Origin of the sequence: Bradyrhizobium sp. A11 (assembly GCF_042077125.1) — a bacterium.
Lineage (GTDB): Bacteria > Pseudomonadota > Alphaproteobacteria > Rhizobiales > Xanthobacteraceae > Bradyrhizobium > Bradyrhizobium japonicum_B.
The window spans coordinates 4602627-4623949 of the sequence record NZ_CP149509.1; the positions used below are offsets into that span (position 1 = coordinate 4602627).

13 protein-coding genes are annotated in these 21323 nt (G+C 65.3%); 2 read left to right on the plus strand and 11 right to left on the minus strand.

Annotation, left to right across the window (positions count from 1 at the left end):
- Window positions 1–96 precede the first annotated feature (96 nt).
- On the plus strand, window positions 97–456 hold the full coding sequence (locus WI560_RS21730) for a hypothetical protein (RefSeq protein WP_375304788.1): 360 nt from the start codon (window positions 97–99) through the stop codon (window positions 454–456).
- A 233-nt stretch (window positions 457–689) separates the two neighbouring features.
- Here the strand turns inward: WI560_RS21730 and flaF are convergent, their stop codons facing one another.
- From flaF to WI560_RS21755, 5 genes are all read right to left on the minus strand, one after another.
- Entirely contained in the window at window positions 690–1058 is a 369-nt protein-coding gene (gene flaF, locus WI560_RS21735; RefSeq protein WP_008554779.1) for a flagellar biosynthesis regulator FlaF, read from the minus strand.
- 293 nt (window positions 1059–1351) lie between these two features.
- Entirely contained in the window at window positions 1352–3643 is a 2292-nt protein-coding gene (locus tag WI560_RS21740) for a DUF1522 domain-containing protein (RefSeq protein ID WP_257196256.1), read from the minus strand.
- Between the two features lie 219 nt (window positions 3644–3862).
- The gene (locus tag WI560_RS21745) at window positions 3863–6142 is read right to left on the minus strand and encodes a DUF1522 domain-containing protein (RefSeq protein WP_375304789.1); all 2280 of its coding nucleotides are present in this window, start codon (window positions 6140–6142) and stop codon (window positions 3863–3865) included.
- A 326-nt stretch (window positions 6143–6468) separates the two neighbouring features.
- The gene (locus WI560_RS21750; RefSeq protein ID WP_375304790.1) at window positions 6469–8748 is read right to left on the minus strand and encodes a DUF1522 domain-containing protein; all 2280 of its coding nucleotides are present in this window, start codon (window positions 8746–8748) and stop codon (window positions 6469–6471) included.
- Window positions 8749–9104: 356 nt separating this feature from the next.
- Entirely contained in the window at window positions 9105–11384 is a 2280-nt protein-coding gene (locus WI560_RS21755; protein WP_375304791.1) for a DUF1522 domain-containing protein, read from the minus strand.
- A gap of 320 nt (window positions 11385–11704) precedes the next feature.
- Here WI560_RS21755 and flbT point away from each other — a divergent pair, with 320 nt between their 5' ends.
- Entirely contained in the window at window positions 11705–12160 is a 456-nt protein-coding gene (gene flbT, locus WI560_RS21760) for a flagellar biosynthesis repressor FlbT (RefSeq protein ID WP_375304792.1), read from the plus strand.
- A gap of 103 nt (window positions 12161–12263) precedes the next feature.
- On the opposite strand, the gene WI560_RS21765 is transcribed toward flbT, so the two are convergent.
- The 6 genes from WI560_RS21765 to flgK all read right to left on the minus strand — a co-directional run bounded on the left by WI560_RS21765 (window position 12264) and on the right by flgK (window position 21301).
- The gene (locus tag WI560_RS21765; RefSeq protein ID WP_375304793.1) at window positions 12264–13763 is read right to left on the minus strand and encodes a pyridoxal phosphate-dependent decarboxylase family protein; all 1500 of its coding nucleotides are present in this window, start codon (window positions 13761–13763) and stop codon (window positions 12264–12266) included.
- A complete protein-coding gene (locus WI560_RS21770; protein WP_375304794.1) occupies window positions 13760–15013 on the minus strand; it encodes a RimK family alpha-L-glutamate ligase in 1254 nt (417 codons plus the stop codon). Before WI560_RS21770 ends, WI560_RS21765 begins: the two co-directional genes overlap by 4 nt.
- A 1-nt stretch (window position 15014) precedes the next feature.
- Complete coding sequence (locus WI560_RS21775) at window positions 15015–16664, minus strand: hypothetical protein (RefSeq protein ID WP_375304795.1); 1650 nt, start codon at window positions 16662–16664, stop codon at window positions 15015–15017.
- Entirely contained in the window at window positions 16654–17439 is a 786-nt protein-coding gene (locus tag WI560_RS21780) for a hypothetical protein (RefSeq protein ID WP_375304796.1), read from the minus strand. The genes WI560_RS21775 and WI560_RS21780 overlap by 11 nt, the downstream gene beginning before the upstream one ends.
- 73 nt (window positions 17440–17512) lie before the next feature.
- Entirely contained in the window at window positions 17513–19396 is a 1884-nt protein-coding gene (locus WI560_RS21785) for a flagellar protein (protein ID WP_375304797.1), read from the minus strand.
- A 21-nt stretch (window positions 19397–19417) separates the two neighbouring features.
- Complete coding sequence (flgK, locus tag WI560_RS21790) at window positions 19418–21301, minus strand: flagellar hook-associated protein FlgK (RefSeq protein ID WP_375304798.1); 1884 nt, start codon at window positions 21299–21301, stop codon at window positions 19418–19420.
- Window positions 21302–21323 lie beyond the last annotated feature (22 nt).

Sequence of the window (21323 nt, forward strand, 5' to 3'; positions counted from 1 at the left end):
GCACGTTTCCTTACCGGGTCTTCAGTCCTGACGTTCCATGGTTGCGTTATTAGAGGGGTTGGGATTTGACTCAATCAAGGCAACCAGGAGGCTGCCATGAGTACAGATTTCAGCATCAGGCCGGTGGGGATCCCGGCCCCCGTGCAGATCGTAACGACGTCCAGCGTGGCGGCGAACGAGGCTGTGCAAACCGATCTCCCGGTGAGCCAGACGGTCGCCGCGGCGGATACGCGCGCCCCCGTGCGCAACGATCTGCCGAACCACGAGAACATCTCGCGCCAGGTCGTGTTCGACCAGGCGGCCGCGTCCTTCGTCTTCCAGGTCGTCAACGACAAGACCGACGCGGTGGTCAACCAGTTCCCCGACGAAGCGATGCTGCGCCGGCGGGCCTACTTCCATGCGCTGGACATGAAGTCCGAGCCTGCGCGTCCGCTCAGCACGGACGTCAGCGCCTGACCATCGCGTGACGAGATCGCGGGATCGGTGACGATGTTCTGCTTCGCGTCTGACCGGCACCGGTCAGCGCGACATTCGTATTGCCGAAGCAGAACTGTGGATCTTGTTCGTCACCTGCCCTGATGGCGATGTGTCGCCGCGGCATGGCGCGACGAGCCAGAGACAGGCGACAAGACGTTCGATCTGGATGAGGACGCAAGAATGCTCGTGATGTCGACCATCACGAGTTGTGGTCACGGCCGCCCAGACAGACCCGCAGCGATATTGCGGTTGATCTCGATCAGCGGACGGAAATGATCGAATTGCGGGCTCATCTGGAGCGCGGCGGTCTGGCTCAGCACGAACACACTGATGTTGGCGATCTTCTGCCGGACGTCGATCGGCTGCGGATTGTTGTCGCGCATCGCCTCGCTCAGGAAGATGGTCCAGAGCTTGCGGTTGAACATCAGGGCCTGCATGGTCTGCTCGCTGAGCGGATCGGCGTTGTTCACGGCGTCCTGGAGCTTGTTCGCGGCCTTGAGCAGGGTCTGCGCCTCGATGTCCCGAGGAGATGCGGTGGTCGTTGCAACACGCGCATAGGCCGAGGCAGCGGAATTCGACATCAATCACACCCTGGAGGTTACCTAGCGCGTTGTACGCGCTTAAGGATTTCTTTCCCAACCCTAGGCAGCACCGCTTAAGATTTGCTTACGTGTGTGCTTTGGAAGCACTCCGGACAATTACGGGGCACGGAGGTCTTCTCAGCGCAACGCTAGATCCACGCACGCACGATGTAAATTCGCTTGCCGTGATGCGCGCCGATCTCAGCTAATCTTGCCTTAGCGATCTCCCTCAAAAGAACGGCGGAGCGTTAGCTCCGCCGCGAAATCTCGAGTGACGAGCGTGCGCCGTCGAACTAGCGGAGCAGCTGCAGCACGCTCTGCTGCGACTGGTTGGCCAGCGACAGCGCGGAGACCGCGATCGACTGGCGGGTCGACAGCGCCTGGCTGTTGGCCGCCTCCTCGTTGGTGTCGGCCAGCGTCAGGTTGGCCGAGCCGGTCTGCAGCACGTTGATCAGGTTCTTGGAGAAGTCCTGACGCACCTGCACGATCGACAGGTTCGAGCCGAGTGTCGAGCCTTCCGAGCGCAGCGTGCTCGAGGCGGCGTTCAGGCTGGCCAGCACCCTGTTGGTGGCGCCGTTGTCGATGAAGTCGACGCCGTTGACGAGATTGCTGAGACCTAGGCCGGCGGCATTGAACACCACGCCGTTGATGCTGAGCGTCGAGCTGCCGGTCTCGTTGAAGACAAGCTTCAGCGTGTCGCCGTTGAGCAGGTTGACGCCGTTGAACGAGGAGTCCTGCGAGGTGGTGTCGATCTGGGCCAGGATGTTGTTGAACTGGTTGACCAGGTTGGAGCGCGCGGTCTGCGCCACGGGGTCCTGGATCGGCGGCTGCGCCGTCGTGAAGGCCAGGACGCCGGTGATCGTGCCGCCGACTGCGCCGCCGGCGAGCGTCGAGCCGAGGGTCGAGGAAGCGTACTCGTTGACGGTGGTCACCGTGAGCACGCCGTTGGCGTCGATCGTCGCCGTCAGATGATTGGCCTGCAGCTGCGCGTTGAGCTGGTCCAGAGTCTTGACGGTGCCGTTGGTGCCGTCGCCGAAGGTGACGTTCACGGGCGTGCCGCCGTTGAAGGAGGTGAACGTCAGCGTCTTGCCGCTGATGCCGCCGACGCCGGAGGTGCGCGCCGCGGTGAAGGCGGTCGCCGTTCCCGTGTTGCCGCTGAGGCCGAAGGCGCTGAGGGCGTTGCCGGTGCCGGTGATCGAGAGATCGGCGTTGACGCCGGTGGAGATCGCCAGCTGGCCGCTGGAGTTCACCGACGACGGGATCTGCCCCGACGTGGTCGAGAGCGTCGCCGCGCCGTTGAAGATACTCGCGGTCTTGACGCCGGTCGCAAGGTCGACCGCGTTGAGCAGGTCGGTCAGCGTCGCACTCTGGATGTAGACCGTCGAGTTGCCGTTGCCGTCGGTCACGACGTTGCCGCTGACGCCAAAGCCGTTGGCGACGCTCGCCGCCGATTGCGGCGTCTGCGCGTTCTTGAAGGTGATGGTGTGGCCGTCGATGTTCAGCGTCGAGCCGTCCTGAACGAGCGTGCCGAGCGAACCCGCCGTGGTCGAGCGGTTCGCGGTCACGTTCGCGTTGCCCGCGCCGGTCGCGGAGGTCAGACCGAGCGCCTTGAGGAAATCGGCCTTGCCTGTCACGCTCAGATCAGCACCGGTCGAGCTCTTCAAGGTCACAGCGCCCGCCGTGATGGACGACGCCACCTGAAGTGTGCCGACGGGACCGGCCGCGCCGCTGACGGCGATGGTCGCCGCGCTCGCGCTGATGGTTGCGGTCTTGACGCCGCTGGCGAGGTCGATCGCGGTGAGGACGTCGTTGATCGTCGCCCCCGGCGCAGCCGCCGTTCCCTCATAGACGATCGAATTGCCGTTGCCGTCGGTGGCGATATGGCCGCTGGCGTCGAGACCCCAGCCGGTCGGCTGCGTGGCCGGCGCGACGCCGGTGCGGAAGGTGATGGTCTTGCCGTTCACCGTGATGGTGTCGCCGTCCGCGGGAGGCGTGCCGAACGTGGTGGAAGCCGTGGTGCCGAGCAGCGTCGCAGTGCCGGACAGCGCGGTCGTGCCGTCGGCGGCAAGCGCTGCCGTGCCGGTGAAGGTGCCGGCGCTCGAGCCCAGCGAGGCGCCGAGCGCGGCGGTTCCCGTCACCGGGGTCACGCCACCGGCGGCGCCGGTATAGAGCACGTTGCTCTTGGCGGTCGCGCTCGCATAGGAGGTCGTGCCGCGCAGGTCGGCCGGCGTCGCGCCGGGAATGGTGGTGGAGACGTTCGACTTGGTGGAGTAACCGACCGTGGTCTGCAGCGCCTGGTTGGCGATCGACTTCGCGCTGTCGATCAGCTTCTGCAGCGAGGTGATGCCGGTATTGGCCGCCTGCAGCACCTGGACACCGTTGTTGATGCCGTCGAGGAGGTTGCTGATGTCGCTCGCCCGGTTGTCCAGCCCCTGCGCCGTGAAGAAGTTGGTGGGATTGTCGAGCGCCGTGTTGACCTTCTTGCCGGTCGCCAGCCGCTCCTGCGTCGTGGCCAGCAAGTCGGCCGTCGACTGCAGCGACAACAGGTTCTGGCGAACTGACGCCGAGAGAACGATGTTGGACATTGGCGAGTCTTCCTCTTGAACCGGATACGAATCGGCCGCTCGGGTCTGCAAAGCGGGCTTTCGTCCAGTTTTAAGAGGTGTCCTTTAAAGTATGGTTAACGCCGGTTTAAGGGATAGGGTTAATGCGCGGTCAACGCCCTGCCCGGCTTGGCACGCAAAAAAGAGCGGCGGGGCAACTGGCCCCGCCGCTCGGTTTTAGTGAGTGATTTCAGTCGCTTGTTAGCGGAGCAGCTGGAGCACGCTCTGTTGCGACGTGTTGGCCAGCGACAGCGCCGAGACCGCGATCGACTGCCGGGTCGACAGCGCCTGGCTGTTGGCCGCCTCGACGTTGGTGTCGGCCAAGGTCAGGTTGGACGAGCCGGTCTGCAGCACGTTGATCAGGTTCTTGTTGAAGTCCTGACGGATCTGCACCACCGAGAGGTTCGAGCCGAGGCTCGAGGCCTGCGAGCGCAGCGTGCTCGAGGCGGCGTTCAGGTTGGTCAGCACCCGGTTGGCGGCGGCGTTGTCGATGAAGTCGACGCCGACCGTCAGCGACGCGAGGCCGAGACCCTTGGAATTATAGGTCACGCCCGTGATGTTCAGGCTCGACTTGGCGGTCTCGTCGAACACCAGCTTGAGCTGATCGCCGTTGAGCAGGTTGACACCGTTGAACGAGGAGTCCTGCGCGGTGGTGTCGATCTGGTTGAGGATGTTGTTGAACTGAGACACCAGATTGGCACGCGCGGTCTGGGCAACGCCATCCTGGACGGGGGTGGAGGCCGTCGAGAAGGTCAAGGCCGAGGTGAGCGTGCCGCCGATCGCACCGCCGGCAGCCGCCGAGCCGAGCGTCGAGGACGCATAGTCGTTGGATGCGGTGATGGTCAGCAGGCCGTTGGCGTCGATCGTCGCGGCCAGGTTGTTAGCCTGAAGCTTGGTGTTGAGCTGATCGAGCGTCTTGACCGTACCGTTGGTGCCGTCGCCGAAGGTGACGTTGACCGCCGTGCCGCCGTTGAAGGAGGTGAAGGTCAAGGTCTTGCCGGCAATGCCGCCGATGCCGGAGGTGCGCGCCGCGGTGAAGGCGGTGGCATTGCCGGTGTTACCGGCGAGACCGAACACGTTCAGCGCATTGCCGGTGCCGGTGATCGACAGATCGGCGTTCACGCCGGTCGAGATCTTGAGCTGGCCGGAGGTGTTGATGGTCGAGTTCGACTGGCCGGTCGCCGTGGCCAGCGTCGCGGTGCCGTTGGCGCCGATCGTCGCGGTCTGCACGCCGGTGGCAAGGTCGATCGCCTTCAGCACGTCGTTGACCGTACCGGCCTGCAGATAGACCGTCGAGTTGCCGTTGCCGTCGGTGAGGACGTTGCCGCTGACGCCATAGCCGGTCGGAATGCTCGGCGCGCCGGTCGAACCCGGGATCGGCGCGTTCTTGAAGGTGATGATGTGGCCGTTGACGTTCAGCGTCGAGCCGTCGGTGACGGTCGCACCCAGCGAAGCCGAGCTCGTGGTGCGGTTGACGTTGACGGTGGCATTGCCTGCACCTGTTGATGTCGTCAGGGCGAGCGCCTTGAGCAGGTCGGCCTTGCCGGTGACGCTCAGATCCGCACCCGTCGAGCTCTTCAGCGTGACGGCGCCCGCAGCAACGCTCGAAGCGGTCTGGCCGTTGCTCGTGGCGATCGTCGCTGCACCCGAGGTGATCGAGACCGTCTTGACGCCGCTGGCCAGATCGATCGCGGACAGCAGATCGTTGACGGTCGCAGCCGGGGTACCGGCGGTGCCGAGATAGACCGTCGAGTTGCCGTTGCCGTCGGTGACGATGTTGCCGCTGACGCCTGAGCCGGCGGGAACGCCGGTCGAGCCCGGAGCCGAGCCACTGCGGAACGTGATGGTCTTGCCGTTCACGGTCAACGTATCGCCGTCAGCGGGCTGCGCGTTGCCGGCAAGGCCGGTCGCGGTCGTGCCGTTGGTGGCGATCAGCGTGAAGGTCCCGGCCAGCGCCGTGGTGCCGTCACCAGCCGTCGCGCCCGTGCTCGCAAAGGAGCCGATGGTGGCGCCGAGCGTGGTCGTGCCGTTCGCCGCGGTGGTGCCGCCGGCGGTGCCATTATAGAGAACGTTGCTGGACGCGGTGGCGCTGGCGAACGACGTGGTGCCTCGCAAATCCGCCGCGGTCGCACCGGAGATCGTGGTCGAAACGTTCGACTTGGTGGAATAGCCGACCGTGGTCTGCAGCGCCTGGTTGGCGATCGACTTGGCGCTATCGATCAGCTTCTGCAGCGAGGTCAGGCCGGTATTGGCGGCCTGCAGCACCTGTACGCCGTTGGCAATGCCGTCGAGCAGGTTGTTGATGTCGCTGGCGCGATTGTCGAGCGACTGGGCCGTGAAGAAGTTGGTGGGATTGTCCAGGGCCGAGTTGACGCTCTTGCCGGTCGACAGACGGTTCTGTGTGGTGGCGAGAAGATCGGCGGTGGACTGGAGAGAGAGCAGGTTCTGGCGAACCGACGCAGAGAGAACAATACCGGACATGACTCTTACCCTTCTGGCTTACGCGTCTTCGTTCGATCGCTTCTGGATCGAGTGACGGGGCCAGCGTGCCGTGACATGGCTAACAAAGGGTGAAACGAGCATCGCCTGAATAAGCGCCGGTTCACCATAAGCGCGAACAAGGCGCCGGCGGCAATCGGCAATCAGCCTGAAATCATTAGTATTTCTTCGCGCTTACGCTCCATTAACCATAACCGCTGGTTACTTTTTCAAGCGCGCCTGCCTTCTCCAAATCTCGAGCCGTAACCAAAGAAAAGCGGCGGGGCCGAAGCCCCGCCGCCGGATCTTACTTGCGATGTCGTCCGCTATTAGCGGAGCAGCTGGAGCACGCTCTGCTGCGACTGGTTGGCCAGCGACAGCGCCGAGACCGCGATCGACTGACGGGTCGATAGCGCCTGGCTGTTGGCCGCCTCGACGTTGGTGTCAGCCAGCGTCAGGTTGGACGAGCCGGTCTGCAGCACGTTGATCAGGTTCTTGTTGAAGTCCTGACGAACCTGCACGATGGTCAGGTTCGAGCCGAGGCTCGAGGCCTGCGAGCGCAGCGTGCTCGACGCGGCGTTCAGGTTGGTCAGCACCTTGTTGGTGGCAGCGTTGTCGATGAAGTCGACACCGCTGGTCAGCGAGGCGAGGCCCAGACCCTTGGAGTTGTAGGTCACGCCGGTGATGCTGAGGCTCGACTTTGCAGTCTCGTCGAACACCAGCTTGAGCTGGTCGCCGTTCAAGAGGTTGACGCCGTTGAACGAGGAGTCCTGGGCAGTCGAGTCGATCTGCTGGAGGATGTTGTTGAACTGATTGACCAGGTTGGCACGCGAGGTTTGGGCAACCGTATCCTGGACGGGGCTGGAAGCCGTCGAGAAGGTCAGAGCAGTCGTGAGCGTGCCGCCGATCGCACCGCCAGCGGCAGTCGATCCGATGGTCGACGACGCGTAGTCGTTGGTGGTCGAGACCGTCAGCAGGCCGTTGGCGTCGATCGTCGCCGTCAGGTTGTTGGCCTGCAGCTTGGTGTTGAGCTGATCGAGCGTCTTGACCGTGCCGTTGGTGCCGTCGCCGAAGGTGACGTTGACCGCCGTGCCGCCGTTGAAGGAGGAGAAGGTCAAGGTCTTGCCGGTGAGGCCGCCGACGCCGGAGGTACGGGCCGCCGTGAAGGCGGTCGCGGTCCCGGTGTTGCCGGCGAGGCCGAGGACGTTCAGCGCGTTGCCCGTGCCGGTGACCGACAGGTCGGCATTGACACCGGTCGAGATCTTGAGCTGGCCCGAGGCGTTGATCGTCGAGTTGGTCTGGCCGGTGGCGGTCGCAAGCGTCGCGGTGCCGTTGGCAGCGATCGTCGCGGTCTGCACGCCGGTGGCAAGGTCGATCGCCTTCAGGACGTCGTTGACCGTGCCGCCCTGCAGGTAGACCGTCGAGTTGCCGGCACCGTCGGTGAGGACGTTACCGCTCGCACCATACCCCGTCGGAACGCTCGGCGCACCGGTCGAGCCCGGGATCGGCGCGTTCTTGAAGGTGATGACGTGGCCGTTGACGTTCAGCGTCGAACCGTCCGTGATCGTCGCACCCAGCGAAGCCGAGCTGGTGGTGCGGTTGACGTTGACGGTGGCGTTGCCGCCGCCCACCGACGTGGTCAGGGCAAGCGCCTTGAGCAGGTCGGCCTTGCCGGTGACGCTCAGATCCGCGCCCGTCGAACTCTTCAGCGTGACGGCGCCCGCAGCAACGCTCGAAGCGGTCTGGCCGTTGCTCGTGGCGATCGTCGCCGCACCCGAGGTGATCGAGACCGTCTTGACGCCGCTGGCCAGATCGATCGCGGACAACAGATCGTTGACGGTCGCAGCCGGGGTACCGGCGGTGCCGAGATAGACCGTCGAGTTGCCGTTGCCGTCGGTGACGATGTTGCCGCTGACGCCCGAGCCGGTCGGAACGCCGGTCGAGCCCGGAGCCGAACCGCTGCGGAACGTGATGGTCTTGCCGTTCACGGTCAGCGTGTCGCCGTCGGCAGGCTGGGCGTTGCCGGCAAGGCCGGTCGCCGTCGTGCCGTTGGTGGCGATCAGGGTCATGGTGCCGCCGAGCGCCGTGGTGCCGTCGCCGGCCGTTGCGCCCGTGCTGGAGAAGGTGCCGATGGTGGCGCCGAGCGTGGTCGTGCCGGTCGCCGAGGTGGTGCCGCCGGCAGCGCCGCTATACAGCACGTTGCTGGAAGCGGTGGCGCTGGCGAACGACGTGGTGCCGCGCAGATCCGCCGCGGTCGCACCGGAGATCGTGGTCGAGACGTTCGACTTGGTGGAGTAGCCGACCGTGGTCTGCAGCGCCTGGTTGGCGATCGACTTGGCGCTGTCGATCAGCTTCTGCAGCGAGGTGATGCCGGTGTTGGCGGCCTGCAGCACCTGCACGCCGTTGGCGATACCGTCGAGCAGGTTGTTGATGTCGCTGGCGCGGTTGTCGAGCGACTGGGCGGTGAAGAAGTTGGTGGGATTGTCCAGGGCCGAGTTGACGCTCTTGCCGGTCGACAGACGGCTTTGGGTGGTGGCGAGAAGGTCAGCGGTGGACTGGAGAGAGAGCAGGTTCTGACGAACCGAGGAAGAGAGAACGATACCGGACATTGAGTGTTACCCTTCTGGTACGCAACGCAACAAACTTCGATTAGGATTAATCGATGGCCGGGACGGTGAACGTTGTGGGCTAACAAAGCATGAAGCGCGTCGCGCCAGTCCTTGCGAAGATTCACCATATCCGGATTCGGAGCAGCAACGCGCTCGTCGATATCATCATGATAGGATGATGCTTTTTGCTACCGTCGCCAGCCGTTTGCGACTTGTCAACCATAACTCAGAGTGAGCAATTGGCGGCATCCAGATGCAGCATTCCCTTTCGCCGAACGGCATCTTGATGCCGCCCAAAAGAAAGCGGCGGGGCCGAAGCCCCGCCGCCGGATCTTACTTGCGATGTTGTCCGTGACTTAGCGGAGCAGCTGCAGCACGCTCTGCTGCGACTGGTTGGCCAGCGACAGCGCCGAGACAGCGATCGACTGACGGGTCGACAGCGCCTGGCTGTTGGCCGCCTCGACGTTGGTGTCAGCCAGCGTCAGGTTGGCCGAGCCGGTCTGCAGCACGTTGATCAGGCTCTTGTTGAAGTCCTGACGGACCTGCACCACCGAGAGGTTCGAGCCGAGGCTCGAGGCCTGCGAGCGCAGCGTGCTCGACGCCGCGTTGAGGTTGGTCAGCACCTTGTTGGTGGCAGCGTTGTCGATGAAGTCGACACCGCTGGTCAGCGAGGCGAGGCCCAGACCCTTGGAGTTGTAGGTCACGCCGGTGATGCTGAGGTTCGACTTGCCGGTCTCGTCGAACACCAGCTTGAGCTGGTCGCCGTTCAGCAGGTTGACGCCGTTGAACGAGGAGTCCTGCGCCGTGGTGTCGATCTGGTTCAGGATGTTGTTGAACTGGTTGACCAGGTTCGCACGCGAGGTCTGGGCAACCGTATCCTGGACGGGGCTGGAAGCCGTCGAGAAGGTCAGCGCCGAGGTCAGCGTGCCGCCGATCGAACCACCCGCGGCGCTCGAACCGATGGTCGAGGACGCGTAGTCGTTGGTGGTCGAGATCGTCAGCAAGCCGTTGGCGTCGATCGTCGCGGACAGGTTGTTGGCCTGCAGCTTGGTGTTGAGCTGATCGAGCGTCTTGACCGTGCCGTTGGTGCCGTCGCCGAAGGTGACGTCAACCGCCGTGCCGCCGTTGAAGGAGGTGAAGGTCAAGGTCTTGCCGGCCATGCCGCCGATGCCGGAGGTGCGAGCCGCGGTGAAGGCGGTCGCAGTCCCGGTGTTGCCGGCGAGGCCAAGCGCGTTCAGCGCGTTGCCCGTGCCGGTGACCGACAGGTCGGCATTGACGCCGGTCGAGATCTTGAGCTGGCCGGAGGCGTTGATCGACGAGTTGGTCTGGCCGGTGGCGGTCGCAAGCGTCGCGGTGCCGTTGGCGCCGATCGTCGCGGTCTGCACGCCGGTGGCGAGGTCGATCGCCTTCAGGACGTCGTTGACCGTGCCGCCCTGCAGGTAGACCGTCGAGTTGCCGGCGCCGTCGGTGAGGACGTTACCGCTCGCACCATACCCCGTCGGAACGCTCGGCGCACCGGTCGAGCCCGGGATCGGCGCGTTCTTGAAGGTGATGACGTGGCCGTTGACGTTCAGCGTCGAACCGTCCGTGATCGTCGCACCCAGCGAAGCCGAGCTGGTGGTGCGGTTGACGTTGACGGTGGCGTTGCCGCCGCCCACCGACGTGGTCAGGGCAAGCGCCTTGAGCAGGTCGGCCTTGCCGGTGACGCTCAGATCCGCGCCCGTCGAGCTCTTCAGCGTGACGGCGCCCGCAGCAACGCTCGAAGCGGTCTGGCCGTTGCTCGTGGCGATCGTCGCCGCACCCGAGGTGATCGAGACCGTCTTGACGCCGCTGGCCAGATCGATCGCGGACAACAGATCGTTGACGGTCGCAGCCGGGGTACCGGCGGTGCCGAGATAGACCGTCGAGTTGCCGTTGCCGTCGGTGACGATGTTGCCGCTGACGCCCGAGCCGGTCGGAACGCCGGTCGAGCCCGGAGCCGAGCCGCTGCGGAACGTGATGGTCTTGCCGTTCACGGTCAGCGTGTCGCCGTCGGCAGGCTGGGCGTTGCCGGCAAGGCCGGTCGCCGTCGTGCCGTTGGTGGCGATCAGGGTCATGGTGCCGCCGAGCGCCGTGGTGCCGTCGCCGGCCGTTGCGCCCGTGCTGGAGAAGGTGCCGATGGTGGCGCCGAGCGTCGTGGTGCCGGTCGCCGCGGTGGTGCCGCCGGCCGCGCCGCTAAACACGACGTTGCTGCTCGCGGTCGCGCTCGCATAGGAGGTCGTGCCGCGCAGGTCGGCCGCCGTCGCACCGGAGATCGTGGCGGAGACGTTCGACTTGGTGGAGTAGCCGACCGTGGTCTGCAGCGCCTGGTTGGCGATCGACTTGGCGCTGTCGATCAGCTTCTGCAGCGAGGTGATGCCGGTATTGGCGGCCTGCAGCACCTGCACGCCGTTGGCGATGCCGTCGAGCAGGTTGTTGATGTCGCTGGCGCGGTTGTCGAGCGACTGGGCGGTGAAGAAGTTGGTGGGATTGTCGAGGGCCGAGTTGACGCTCTTGCCGGTCGACAGACGGTTCTGCGTGGTGGCGAGGAGGTCAGCGGTGGACTGGAGGGAGAGCAGGTTCTGACGAACCGATGCGGAGAGGACGATACCGGACATGACTCTGTTACCTTTCTGGTAAACGACGCTACTGTTACACGTCTGCTTGGATCGCGATTGACCCAGCGACGGCGGACGGTGCCGCCGAGACCTCTAACGAAACATGAAATGAAACCCGTGCTTTTGCCCGGTCGCGCGTGATTCGGTCCGGGATGCCGCGCGCAGCGTTACGCCGGCACACGGACGTACCGTTGAAATCATTGAGTTTTTTGGCACGAATGGCGGGAATTTACAGCTCGTTAACTAGTTGCGAGCGAGAATCACGTCTTGGCAGGCCGCAACGAACGCTCGGTTACGAAAGCGTTGATGGAGAACAGGCAATGGCCCTCAAGGTCGAGCTCAGACCGCACGAACGCATCATCGTCGGCAACTGCGTGATTACCAATACGGACCAGCGCGCCCGTCTCCTGATCGACGGCGACAACGTGCCGATCCTGCGCGAGCGCGACATCCTCACGCCGGAGACCGCCGACACGCCTGCCAAGCTCGTCTACCTGGCGGTGCAGCTCATGTACATCTCGCCGGATCCGCAGACCCAGCACGGCACCTATTTCAACCTGGTGCGCGACATCGTCACCGCGGTCCCGAGCGCCTGGCCGATCATCGAGGCCATCAACAACAACATCCTGAACGGCGACCTCTACCGGGCGCTGAAGGATGCCCGCAAGCTGATCGCCTATGAAGAAAAGCTGCGGGGCCAGTTCGAGGCCGCCCATCCCAAGCCTGAAGCGGCCAGGGCTGAAGCGGCCAAGGACGACGTGAGCTCCGCCGCCTGACCATCAACGTCCGCGTGGCGAAGCCTCGCGAACGATCCAGCTCTGCAAACGATAACGGCCCCGGATCATCTCCGGGGCCGTTGTCGTTTCAACCATGCGCAGGCTATTGCGCCGCGAGCGGCGGCGCCTCGACCTCGATCACGCCGTCGCCGCACCGCCGTGCGCCGAACTGCAGCACCGCCGCGACCAGCACATCGATGTCGGCCTCCTCGGTGCGGTGATTGACGATCGCGGCACGGATCGCAAACCTGCCGTCCAGCGTCGTGCTCGACGGCGCCGCCACTCCCGACTCCTGGATATCGGCGACGATCTCGCGGTTGACCGCATCGTCGGCACGGTAGCGGAAACAGACGATGTTGAGATTGACCGGAGCCAGCAATTCCAGCCGCGGCTCGGCCAGCACGCGCGCCTCGAGATACTTCGCCAGCGCACAGCTTCGCGCGATCGTCGCACCCAGCCGGTCGATGCCGAACGTCTTCAGTGTGAACCACGTCTTCAGCGCACGGAAGCCGCGCGACAGATCGGGGCCGAGATCGCAGGGCCAGACCGCCCCCGCCGCAAGCCCCCTCGCCTCGCGGCGCAGATAGGCCGCGGGCTGTGCAAAGGCCTGCCGATGCTGCTCGCCGTCGCGCACCAGCAGGAAGCCGGCATCGTACGGCACCTGTCCCCATTTGTGGAAGTCGAGCGCAATGGAATCGGCGAGCTCGATGCCGGCGAGCAACGACGCAAGCTCGGGCGAGAAGATCGCAAGCGCACCGAAAGCACCGTCGACGTGAAACCAGATTCCCTCCTCGCGGCACAGCTCCGCGACGGCCTTGAGATCGTCGATCGCGCCAATGTCCACCGTGCCGGCGGAGGCGACGACCAGGAACGGCTTGAAGCCGACCTCGCGATCAACGGCGATCTGCGCGCGCAGCGCGGCAATGTCGATGCGATGATCGGCATCGACGCCGACCTTGCGCAGCGCATCGGTGCCGAGCCCGGCAATGTCCATCGCCCTTGAGACGCAGCCATGCGCGGCCTGCGAAGTGTAAGCGGTGAGCAGCGCACCGTCATTGCCGATGCCGTGTTGCCGCGCCAGCGCGCCGAGCGCAGCGGTGCGCGCCACCAGCACCGCCATCAGATTGGCCATTGAGGTACCCGTGACGAAGATACCGCTCGCGCTATCCGGAAAGGCGAACAGGCGGCGCATCCAATCGACGATCTGGCGCTCGACCTCGATCGGCATATGGTCCCGGCCACCGAGATTGGCGTTGAGGCCTGCCGCGAGCATATCCGCGAGCATGCCCACCGCGGTGCCGCCACCATGCACCCAGCCCATGAAGCCGGGATGGACGTTGCCGGTCGCATAGGGCGCGACGTGATCGGCGAATTCGCGGTAGACCTCGGCGAGGTCGCTCGCCTCGCGCGGCACGTCGGCCTTGAAGGCCGCGCGGACGTCGTCAGGGATCGGCTGCCAGACCGGACGCGTCCGGATGTTGGCGATGCCGTCGATCGTCTCGTCCAGCATGCGATGGGCGAGCGCACGAAACGCGCTCCAGTCCTGCGGATCGAGCGAGGTGTGCGCCACGGAGCTCTGCGCGTTGCGGACGATCTCGTTCATGTTGCACTCCCCTCGCCCGCTCTTGCATGCCGCGACAGCATCGCCGCGAACGCCGCAAAGATCTTGCGCATCTGCGGCGGCTTGTAAGGAAACACGGCGGGCGAATCCATGTTGTGCACGACGGCGGTGTTGTCGGCTTCGAAGACCAGAAGCTCGTTGTCCTGGTTCTCCGCGCAATCGACGATGAAATAATCGAGGCCGACCCGCCTGCTCATCTCGTCGAGCGCGCTTCTATGGCGCGCCGCGAAGGCGTGGTCGAAGTCGCGCATGAAGATCGCCTCCTCCGCACGCTTCTCCTCGCTGAAGGCCATGTTGGCGTTGAGGTACCAGATATCCCAACGGTCGGCGATCGCCATGTGGCAGGCGTAAGGTTTACCGTCGACCATCGCGAGACGGTATTTGCGATAGAGCCCGTCTGGATTCACGTAGTCGACGAAACGCGCGACGAAGAAATCCTGCTCGCTACGCTCGGCAAGATAAGATGCGAGCGCCGCCGCATCGTCGATCTTCGCGAGTCCGACGCCGGCATGCGAGCCGCGCGGCCGCGCGATCATCGGAAAGCGCAGTTCACCCGCGATGTCCCGGCAGGCGATCCGCCCGCTCGAAAGCTCCGACAATTGCGCCCGCGTCGCGTGGATGGTCGCGGGAATGTCCAGACCCGGCACGCCGACCAACAGCCGATGCAGCTTGTCGCGATCGAGATTGCCGATGCGATCGGGACGATTGAGCAGCGGCCGCGGCCAATGCGGCGCGGCCTTCCCGATCAGGGCGAGCGCCTCGCGGCATTCCTCGGAATCGGAGGCGACCACGATGGCGACGTCGTGCTCAGGCAAATTCTCCGGCAGGCCGACGCCCTTGACCACGTAGAGCGTCAACAGCTCGATGTCGGACCCTTCGAGCAGAAAATCGATCGGCGTGTTGCCGCCCATATCGATGTCGGCTGCCAGCGCGAGCACGCGCAGGCCGGGCTTCGGAGCGGCGCTCGGCGTGCGAAACAATTGATGGAAGGCCAGCACCTCCGACTGGATCGCAAGCCCCTGATCCTTGTCGCCGAGAAGCTGGGTGATCAACGACAGATCCAGCCCTTCGCCCGCCAGCGCCGTCCCCGCCGCGATCCGCGCCAGCAATTGGTCGCGCAGCGGATGCAGGTCGACACCTTCGAAGGCCTGGCGCGTCAGCTGCGCAAAGCCGATGCGATCGGCATAGTTCGCCGCAATCATGCCGATCGGCGCGGAAAGCGGATGCTGCATCTCACACCTCGAACGCGGAGTTTACCGGCGCGGCGGCGACTGCGCCACGGTCGAGCAGCAGCTCGATCTTTACCAGCACATGGGCGATGCGGTCGAGGACCTGTTGCACGTTGCGTTGCGCCTCTGCCGGATCCGGCGACCATGCCTCGGTCACTATTCGGGCGCCGACGCAAAGGCGCAGCACGACTTGCGGGGCCGCGTCCTGCCGCTCCAGACGGACCGGCTGGCCGATCAGGCAGCGCTGCGCAGCGACCTGTCGGTCCGCCGCGGTGCCGCCGATCGCCTGGCTCATGTCACGCGCCAAAGCCTGATGGATGGCGTTGGTCTCGGCGATCGAAACCGGCTTGCCGCCACGCAGCAGCATGAACGGAAAGATCGTAGTTTGTGCAAATTCCCCGTCATCCGCGTCGGCCGTGCCGGTCGCGGTTGCGACCGAGCGAAGCGACGGCGACAGCGCGATCATGCTGTCGATGCCGGCGGCGAGATCGGCGAACACCTTGGCGCGGAATGCGGCGGGCACGGCGTAATAGCCGCCGATCTCGGCGAGCGCCGCCTCCCAGCGCAGCCATTGACCGAAATTCGGACGGCGCTCGAAGCGCGAACGCAGCTTCGTCCAGGCCATCGGCCAATCGCAACGACCGGCATAGTCGAAAATGCCGGGCGCGATCCCCTCGGCCCGGTCGAGCGTCCGCGACAGGCTCTCGGGCACCAGCAGCGCACCGCTGAAGGCAGGCCCACCGTAGAATTTCGAGCCCGTGATCAGCACCATGTAGCCGCGGTCGAGATAGGAGCGCAGCCGGCGGCGCCCGAGCCGCGCCTGACAGGCATCGACGACGATCTGGACCTTGCGCGGCCAGCGTCGCGCGATCTCATCGAGGCAGGCCGCGCTTGGTGCGCGCCAGCCGAGCTTCGATGCATCCATGATCTGGAGCAGCACGGGCGCGCCTTGCGCGATATTGGCTTCGACCGCACGCAGCACCGCGGCATCGGCATCACCGCGCATGGCAGGCGCGGGGCCGGCCTCGAGCAGCGGCAACGCAACACTGGCGCCGGCGAGTCCCGCCACCGCGCCGTCCTTGCGAGCCGCAACCCCGCTTGCCGTGATGGAGCTGAAATGGTGCCCGCGCGCGGTATGGATCGTCCCGCTTCCGGTCTGGTCGGCGCCGACCACGATCGTCACCGGCGGCGCCCCGAGCGCCGCGCGCGCCAGGAACAAGGCGTGAAGCTGGGAGTCCGTGCCGGAGGGCGAGAACACGATTTCGACGCGCGGTGGAAGCTGGAGGTGGCCGCGCAACTCGGTCCGCATGTCCTCGCAACGGGAGTCGAAGGCGACCTCGACTTCGTCGAACAGGCATTTGTGCACCAGCTCTTCGCGCGCCAGCGCGACACGGTCATAGGCAGCCTGCGAAATCGTCGACGCCGTCGAGGAGGCGAAATTCCAGATCTCCGGCTCCGGCGCGGCCGCGCAGCCGTACACGTTGAGGCGGTCCGCGGCGTCGAGCGCCAGCCGCGGATCTCCTCCGGAGACGAGCAGCGTATCGAGGGGCGTGAAGAGATCGCGCAGGCGGTACCGCGAACCGCCGTCGGATGCGCGTTCCGCTCCTGACAGGCGGGATGCGCCGGTGCTCATCCCGAAAGTCTCAGGCCGCATCGACCGCCGCCGTTGCGGGCGCCGGTGCGAACTGCGAGGCGATGTCGCCATGAAACACCGACGGCCCGACGTGATCGAGCGAGCTCTGGATGTCGGCCCAGATATCGCCCCCAATATCGGTCCAGCGCTTGCAGAAGGCGAAGTCCTCGGAAAGATAAGTGCCGGTCGCCGGATCGATCATGCATTCGAACAGCGCGAAGCGGTTCTGACTCGCGACCAGCGTGTCGTGCGAATGCTCGCGGAAGAACTGCAGGCCGGCATAGTCCGGGTGCCGGCACATCGCCTCCAGCGCGTGGCGCCGAATCATCAGGAAGCCGGTGCCGGCATAGCGCACGCGGGTGAAGCCGTTGACGACGACGATGCGGTTGGGATCCTCGATCTCGAGCACGTAGTCCAGCGAAGCCGCCGGCACGTCGGTCCGGCCCGACTGGATCGCCCGCGCGGCCTTGTCCCAATTGACCCGCTTGATCGGATAGCAGCCGGCAACGACGTCCGCGCCGCATTCGATCAGGCGGAACACCTGCTCCGGCTTGAAGCCGATATCGGCGTCGATGAACAGGAAATGCGTCGCGTTGGGATCGTCCAGGAACATCGCGACCAGATTGGCCCGCGCGCGGGTGATCAGCGCGTCGCCGTCCCGCAGCAGGACCTTGAGCTCGAGATTGGACATGCCGTGAACGGCGCGCTGCAGCGCGAAGATCGAGCTCGCATAGATGCTCGACACCTGCCCGCCGAAGCATGGCGTTGCCACCACCAATTGCATCCTGTCCGACATCGGCAGCTCCGCCCCGCTCCAATCCTCACCAAGAGGTAAAGAGGCATGGTTAACGGCGCCTTAACGCGGGCCCTTACAGGAACTTGACCAGCGAGAGCTGCGCGAGGTTCGAGGTCACCTGGTAGGACGCCTGCAGCGCGTTCTGCAGCGCCAGGATCTCGCTAGCGACCTGATCGGGCGAGGCCGATTCCGCCTGGTCGATGATGGTCTGGAGCTGCGCCTTGGCCTGGGTCTGGCGCGTGGAGGCGTCCTTCATCGTGTTCTGGGCCATCGCGATGTCGGTCTGGATGTCCTCGATGCGCTGCTGACCCGGCTGCTGCGTCAGCGCCTGCGTCACCCGCAGGCTCAGTGCGGAGACCTGCCCGCCCGAATACTGCCCGGTCGGCGAGGTCGAGAACGTCCCGAACACCGCGATCGCCTGCAATTGGCGGCGGATCGCGTCCTCGTTGGCCTGGGCGCCATACTGCACCGAGATGGAATCGTCGACCCGCGCCATCGCGGTGGAGCGCGCCGAGCCGGGCCCGTCATTGCCCAGATACCATTTCACGGTGTTGGCCGTACCGTTGACCAGCGTCGTCGCCGAGCTCGCCGGCGAGGAGCCGACCCGCAGCGGCGGCTGCGTGGCGGTCACGGGCGTCGCGCCGAATCCGAGCGAGCCCAGCGCGCCGGTGTTGGAGCTGGTGATGTTGAGGCTCGCCGCATCGTCGGTGTTGATCGTGATCGAGCCGCCATGGACCGTCGAGGGCTTCGACGTCCCCGTGATGGTGTCGATCTTGCCGAGCAGGGTCTGGATGCTGTCGGTGACGTTGAGCTGGTTGCCGGTCGCGCCCGAGGCCACGAAGGTCAGCGTGGTGCCGTTGACGGTGATGGTGTCGCCGGCGACGAAGCCCGGCGAGATCGAATCCGAGGGGGTCGCCCCTGATAGCGCCGTAGCGCCGGTGACGGGCGCCGGAATCGCCGCCTGGTTGTTGACCGGCGTGCCGATCGCAGAGCTGGCGGTATTGAAGAAATTGTCGCCGGCGACGATCGCGGATGCCGCGACCAGCGAGGTGTTGGCGAGCTTCGTGATCGCGGTATTCAGCGCGGCATTGAGATTTGTCGCGGTATTGGTCGGGTTGACGGGGGTGCTCGCATCGATCGCGAAGCTGCCGAGCGGCGTCGGCGTCGCCGAGGATGCGGTCAGGTCGATCTGCTCGGTCGTGCCGTCCGGCAGCGTGAACTGGATGCTGAGCTTGTCGCCGTTGTTCGGGTTGTTGCCGTTGAGATCGACCGAGAACGACACCGGCGAGCCGCTCGGGCCGGTGACGGTCGCGCCCGTCAGCGTCGAGGAGACCGCCTTGAGCTTGAGGCCGAACGGCGAGCCCGCGACGTCTTCCGACACCTGAATCGAGCTCGGCGTCGGCTGCGTCTGCACCAGACGGCCCATGCCGTTGGCCCCGAGGTCGGCGGCCTGGCGCTCCGCCATCACCGTCTTGAAGCCCGCCTGCGTCGTGGTGCCGTTGATGATGTCGCCGGCATCCGTAACCGACTGCGTGTTGACGGCGGTTCCCGAGAACAGATAGCGGTTGCCGGTCTGCGTGTTGAGGACGCCGACCATCGAGCCGAACTGGGCCGCGGCGGTGTTCTGCGCGATGGTCTGGCCGTTGACGTTGAGATCCTGCGCGGTGTTGGCAGAGCCGGTCTGCACCGTGCTGCGGATCTTGGTCAGCGACTGCAACGCGGTATTGGCGAGGTTGATGCTGACATTGACGTTGGTGATGGTGTCGGTGTAGGCGGCGATGTTTGAGAGCTGCGCGCGCCCGGCGATCGCGAAGCCCTCGTTGGTGCCCATGCCGGCATAGTTCTGCGACAGCTTGCCGGTCGAGAGCTGCGTCGACAGGTCGGTGAGCTGCTGATTGATGTTGCGGATCTGCGCGCCGAGAACCGACGATGAGTAGTTGATGCTGCTGATCGACATCTTTCAGAGCCCTGTTACTGGTTACAATTGAGCCTGGATCAACGTGTTCATCATGCTCTGCACCACCGACATGACATGGGCGTTGGCGGCATATGCATTCTGAAGCTGGATCAGGTTCGACATCTCCGAGTCCAGGTTGACCTTGGAGGTCGAGTCGAACTTGGCCTGGAGCGTCGAGACCACGACGCTCTGGCCCTGCTGAAGCTGGGTGGCCTGGGTCGCGGCGTTGGCCTGCACGCTCAGGAATTGCTGGAGAAAGTTCGAGACGCTGCCGGTGAACGGCTGGCTCGCCGAGCCGAGGCCGCTCTGCGGCGAATAGGAGAACACCGCATTGGTGAGCTGCGAGTAGAGATAGTCCGAACGCGTGGTGTCGCCCGCGGGCGTCACCGGCGAGGTATTGTAGACCGACATCCGGGTGGGATCGGTCACCAGTTGCGTGTTGACGGCGATGCGCCCGGCAAGACCGGTCATCTGCGAGCCCGATGCCGTGATCGCGCCGGTGTAGAGCGCCTGCCCGCCGTCGGTGAACAGCGGCAGCTGCGGATTGCCCGAGGTCAGCGACGACATTGTCTTGGTGGTCGAAGCCGAACCGACCTTGGCGAGCCCGGTATTGTCGTCGGTCACGCGCAGCGTCGTGGCGGTCGCCGGCGACGGGGCGGCGGAGAACGACAGGTGCGAGCCCGACAGCGCGGTATTGAGCGCAGAGGCGATCGCGCCCATGCCGCCGGCGAAGTTGACGCCGATCCGCATCGGGTTGGCGTTGGTCGCGTTCTGGAGCGGCAGCGCCGCCGGGTCGGTCACGTTGACCAGCGTGACCTGGCGCTGCGTGTTGGTCGCGGTGTCCGTATAGGTGATGTTGACCGTGTTCCCCGGCAGCGCGCCGGCGAGCTCGAGATCGAAGCCGGCCGGCGGGCCGGAGACGGTGCTGCCCGCCGTGGTCTTGTCGGACAGCGCGCTCGACATCGTGGCGGCGAGCTGGTCGATCTGGTTCTGCGCCTGCACCAGAATGTCGTCACGCAGCTTCAGGTCGGCCGCGATCTGGCCGGACGACACCACGTTGTTGGCGACGACATCGACCTGCGAGCCGTTCGGCAGCTTGATGTTGAAGGCGCCAACGCCGGACTTGGCGGGGTCGATGTTGTATTGTGACGTCGCCGACAGCGTGCCGGCGGAGGCAAAGGAGAATTCCGAGGCGAGCCCGGCGCCGACCAGCTGAATGCCGGTCGTCGTGTAGATGTTGGCCTGGTTCGAGTTGTCGGTGGTGACGCGGACGTCGACATATTTCGACAGCGTGTTGATGGCCTGGTCGCGCTGGTCCATCAGCGTTGCGGCCGAAGGATCGTTGGCCCCCAGGCCCTGGAGCCTGGTGTTGATGTCGGCGATCTGCTTCATGGCCGCATTGGCGGCCTGCGCCGAGTTGCCGAGATCCTGCTCGACGTTGGAGCGAAGCGACTGGATGCCCTTGGTGGTGACGTTGAGCTGCGTCGCGAGCGCCTGCGCCGCCCCGAGCGCGACGGTCTGCGCCGACGAGGCACCCGAGCTGGTCGACAGCGCCTGAAGCGCCGTGGTGAACTTGTTCAGCGCGCTTTCGAGCGTGCCGGAATTGCCGGGCGTGCCGTAGACATTCTGAAGCTGCTTCAGGATGTTGGCCATCTGGTCGGCGTAGCCGCTGCCGCCGGTCTCGGTCCGCAGCTGGTTCTGCACGTAGGTGTCGAGCAGGCGGCTGACGCCGGTGGTCATCGCCGTCGAGCCGAACTCGCCGGTGGTGACCTCGATCTGGTTCGGGGTCTGGACGACGTAACCCGGCGTCTGCGCATTCGCGACGTTCGAGGAGACGATCGAGAGCGCGGCCTGGTTGGCACGCAGGCCGCTCATCGCACTGGCGAGGGCTGAACTCAAACCCATATCACTGGCCCGCCTTTGGTTG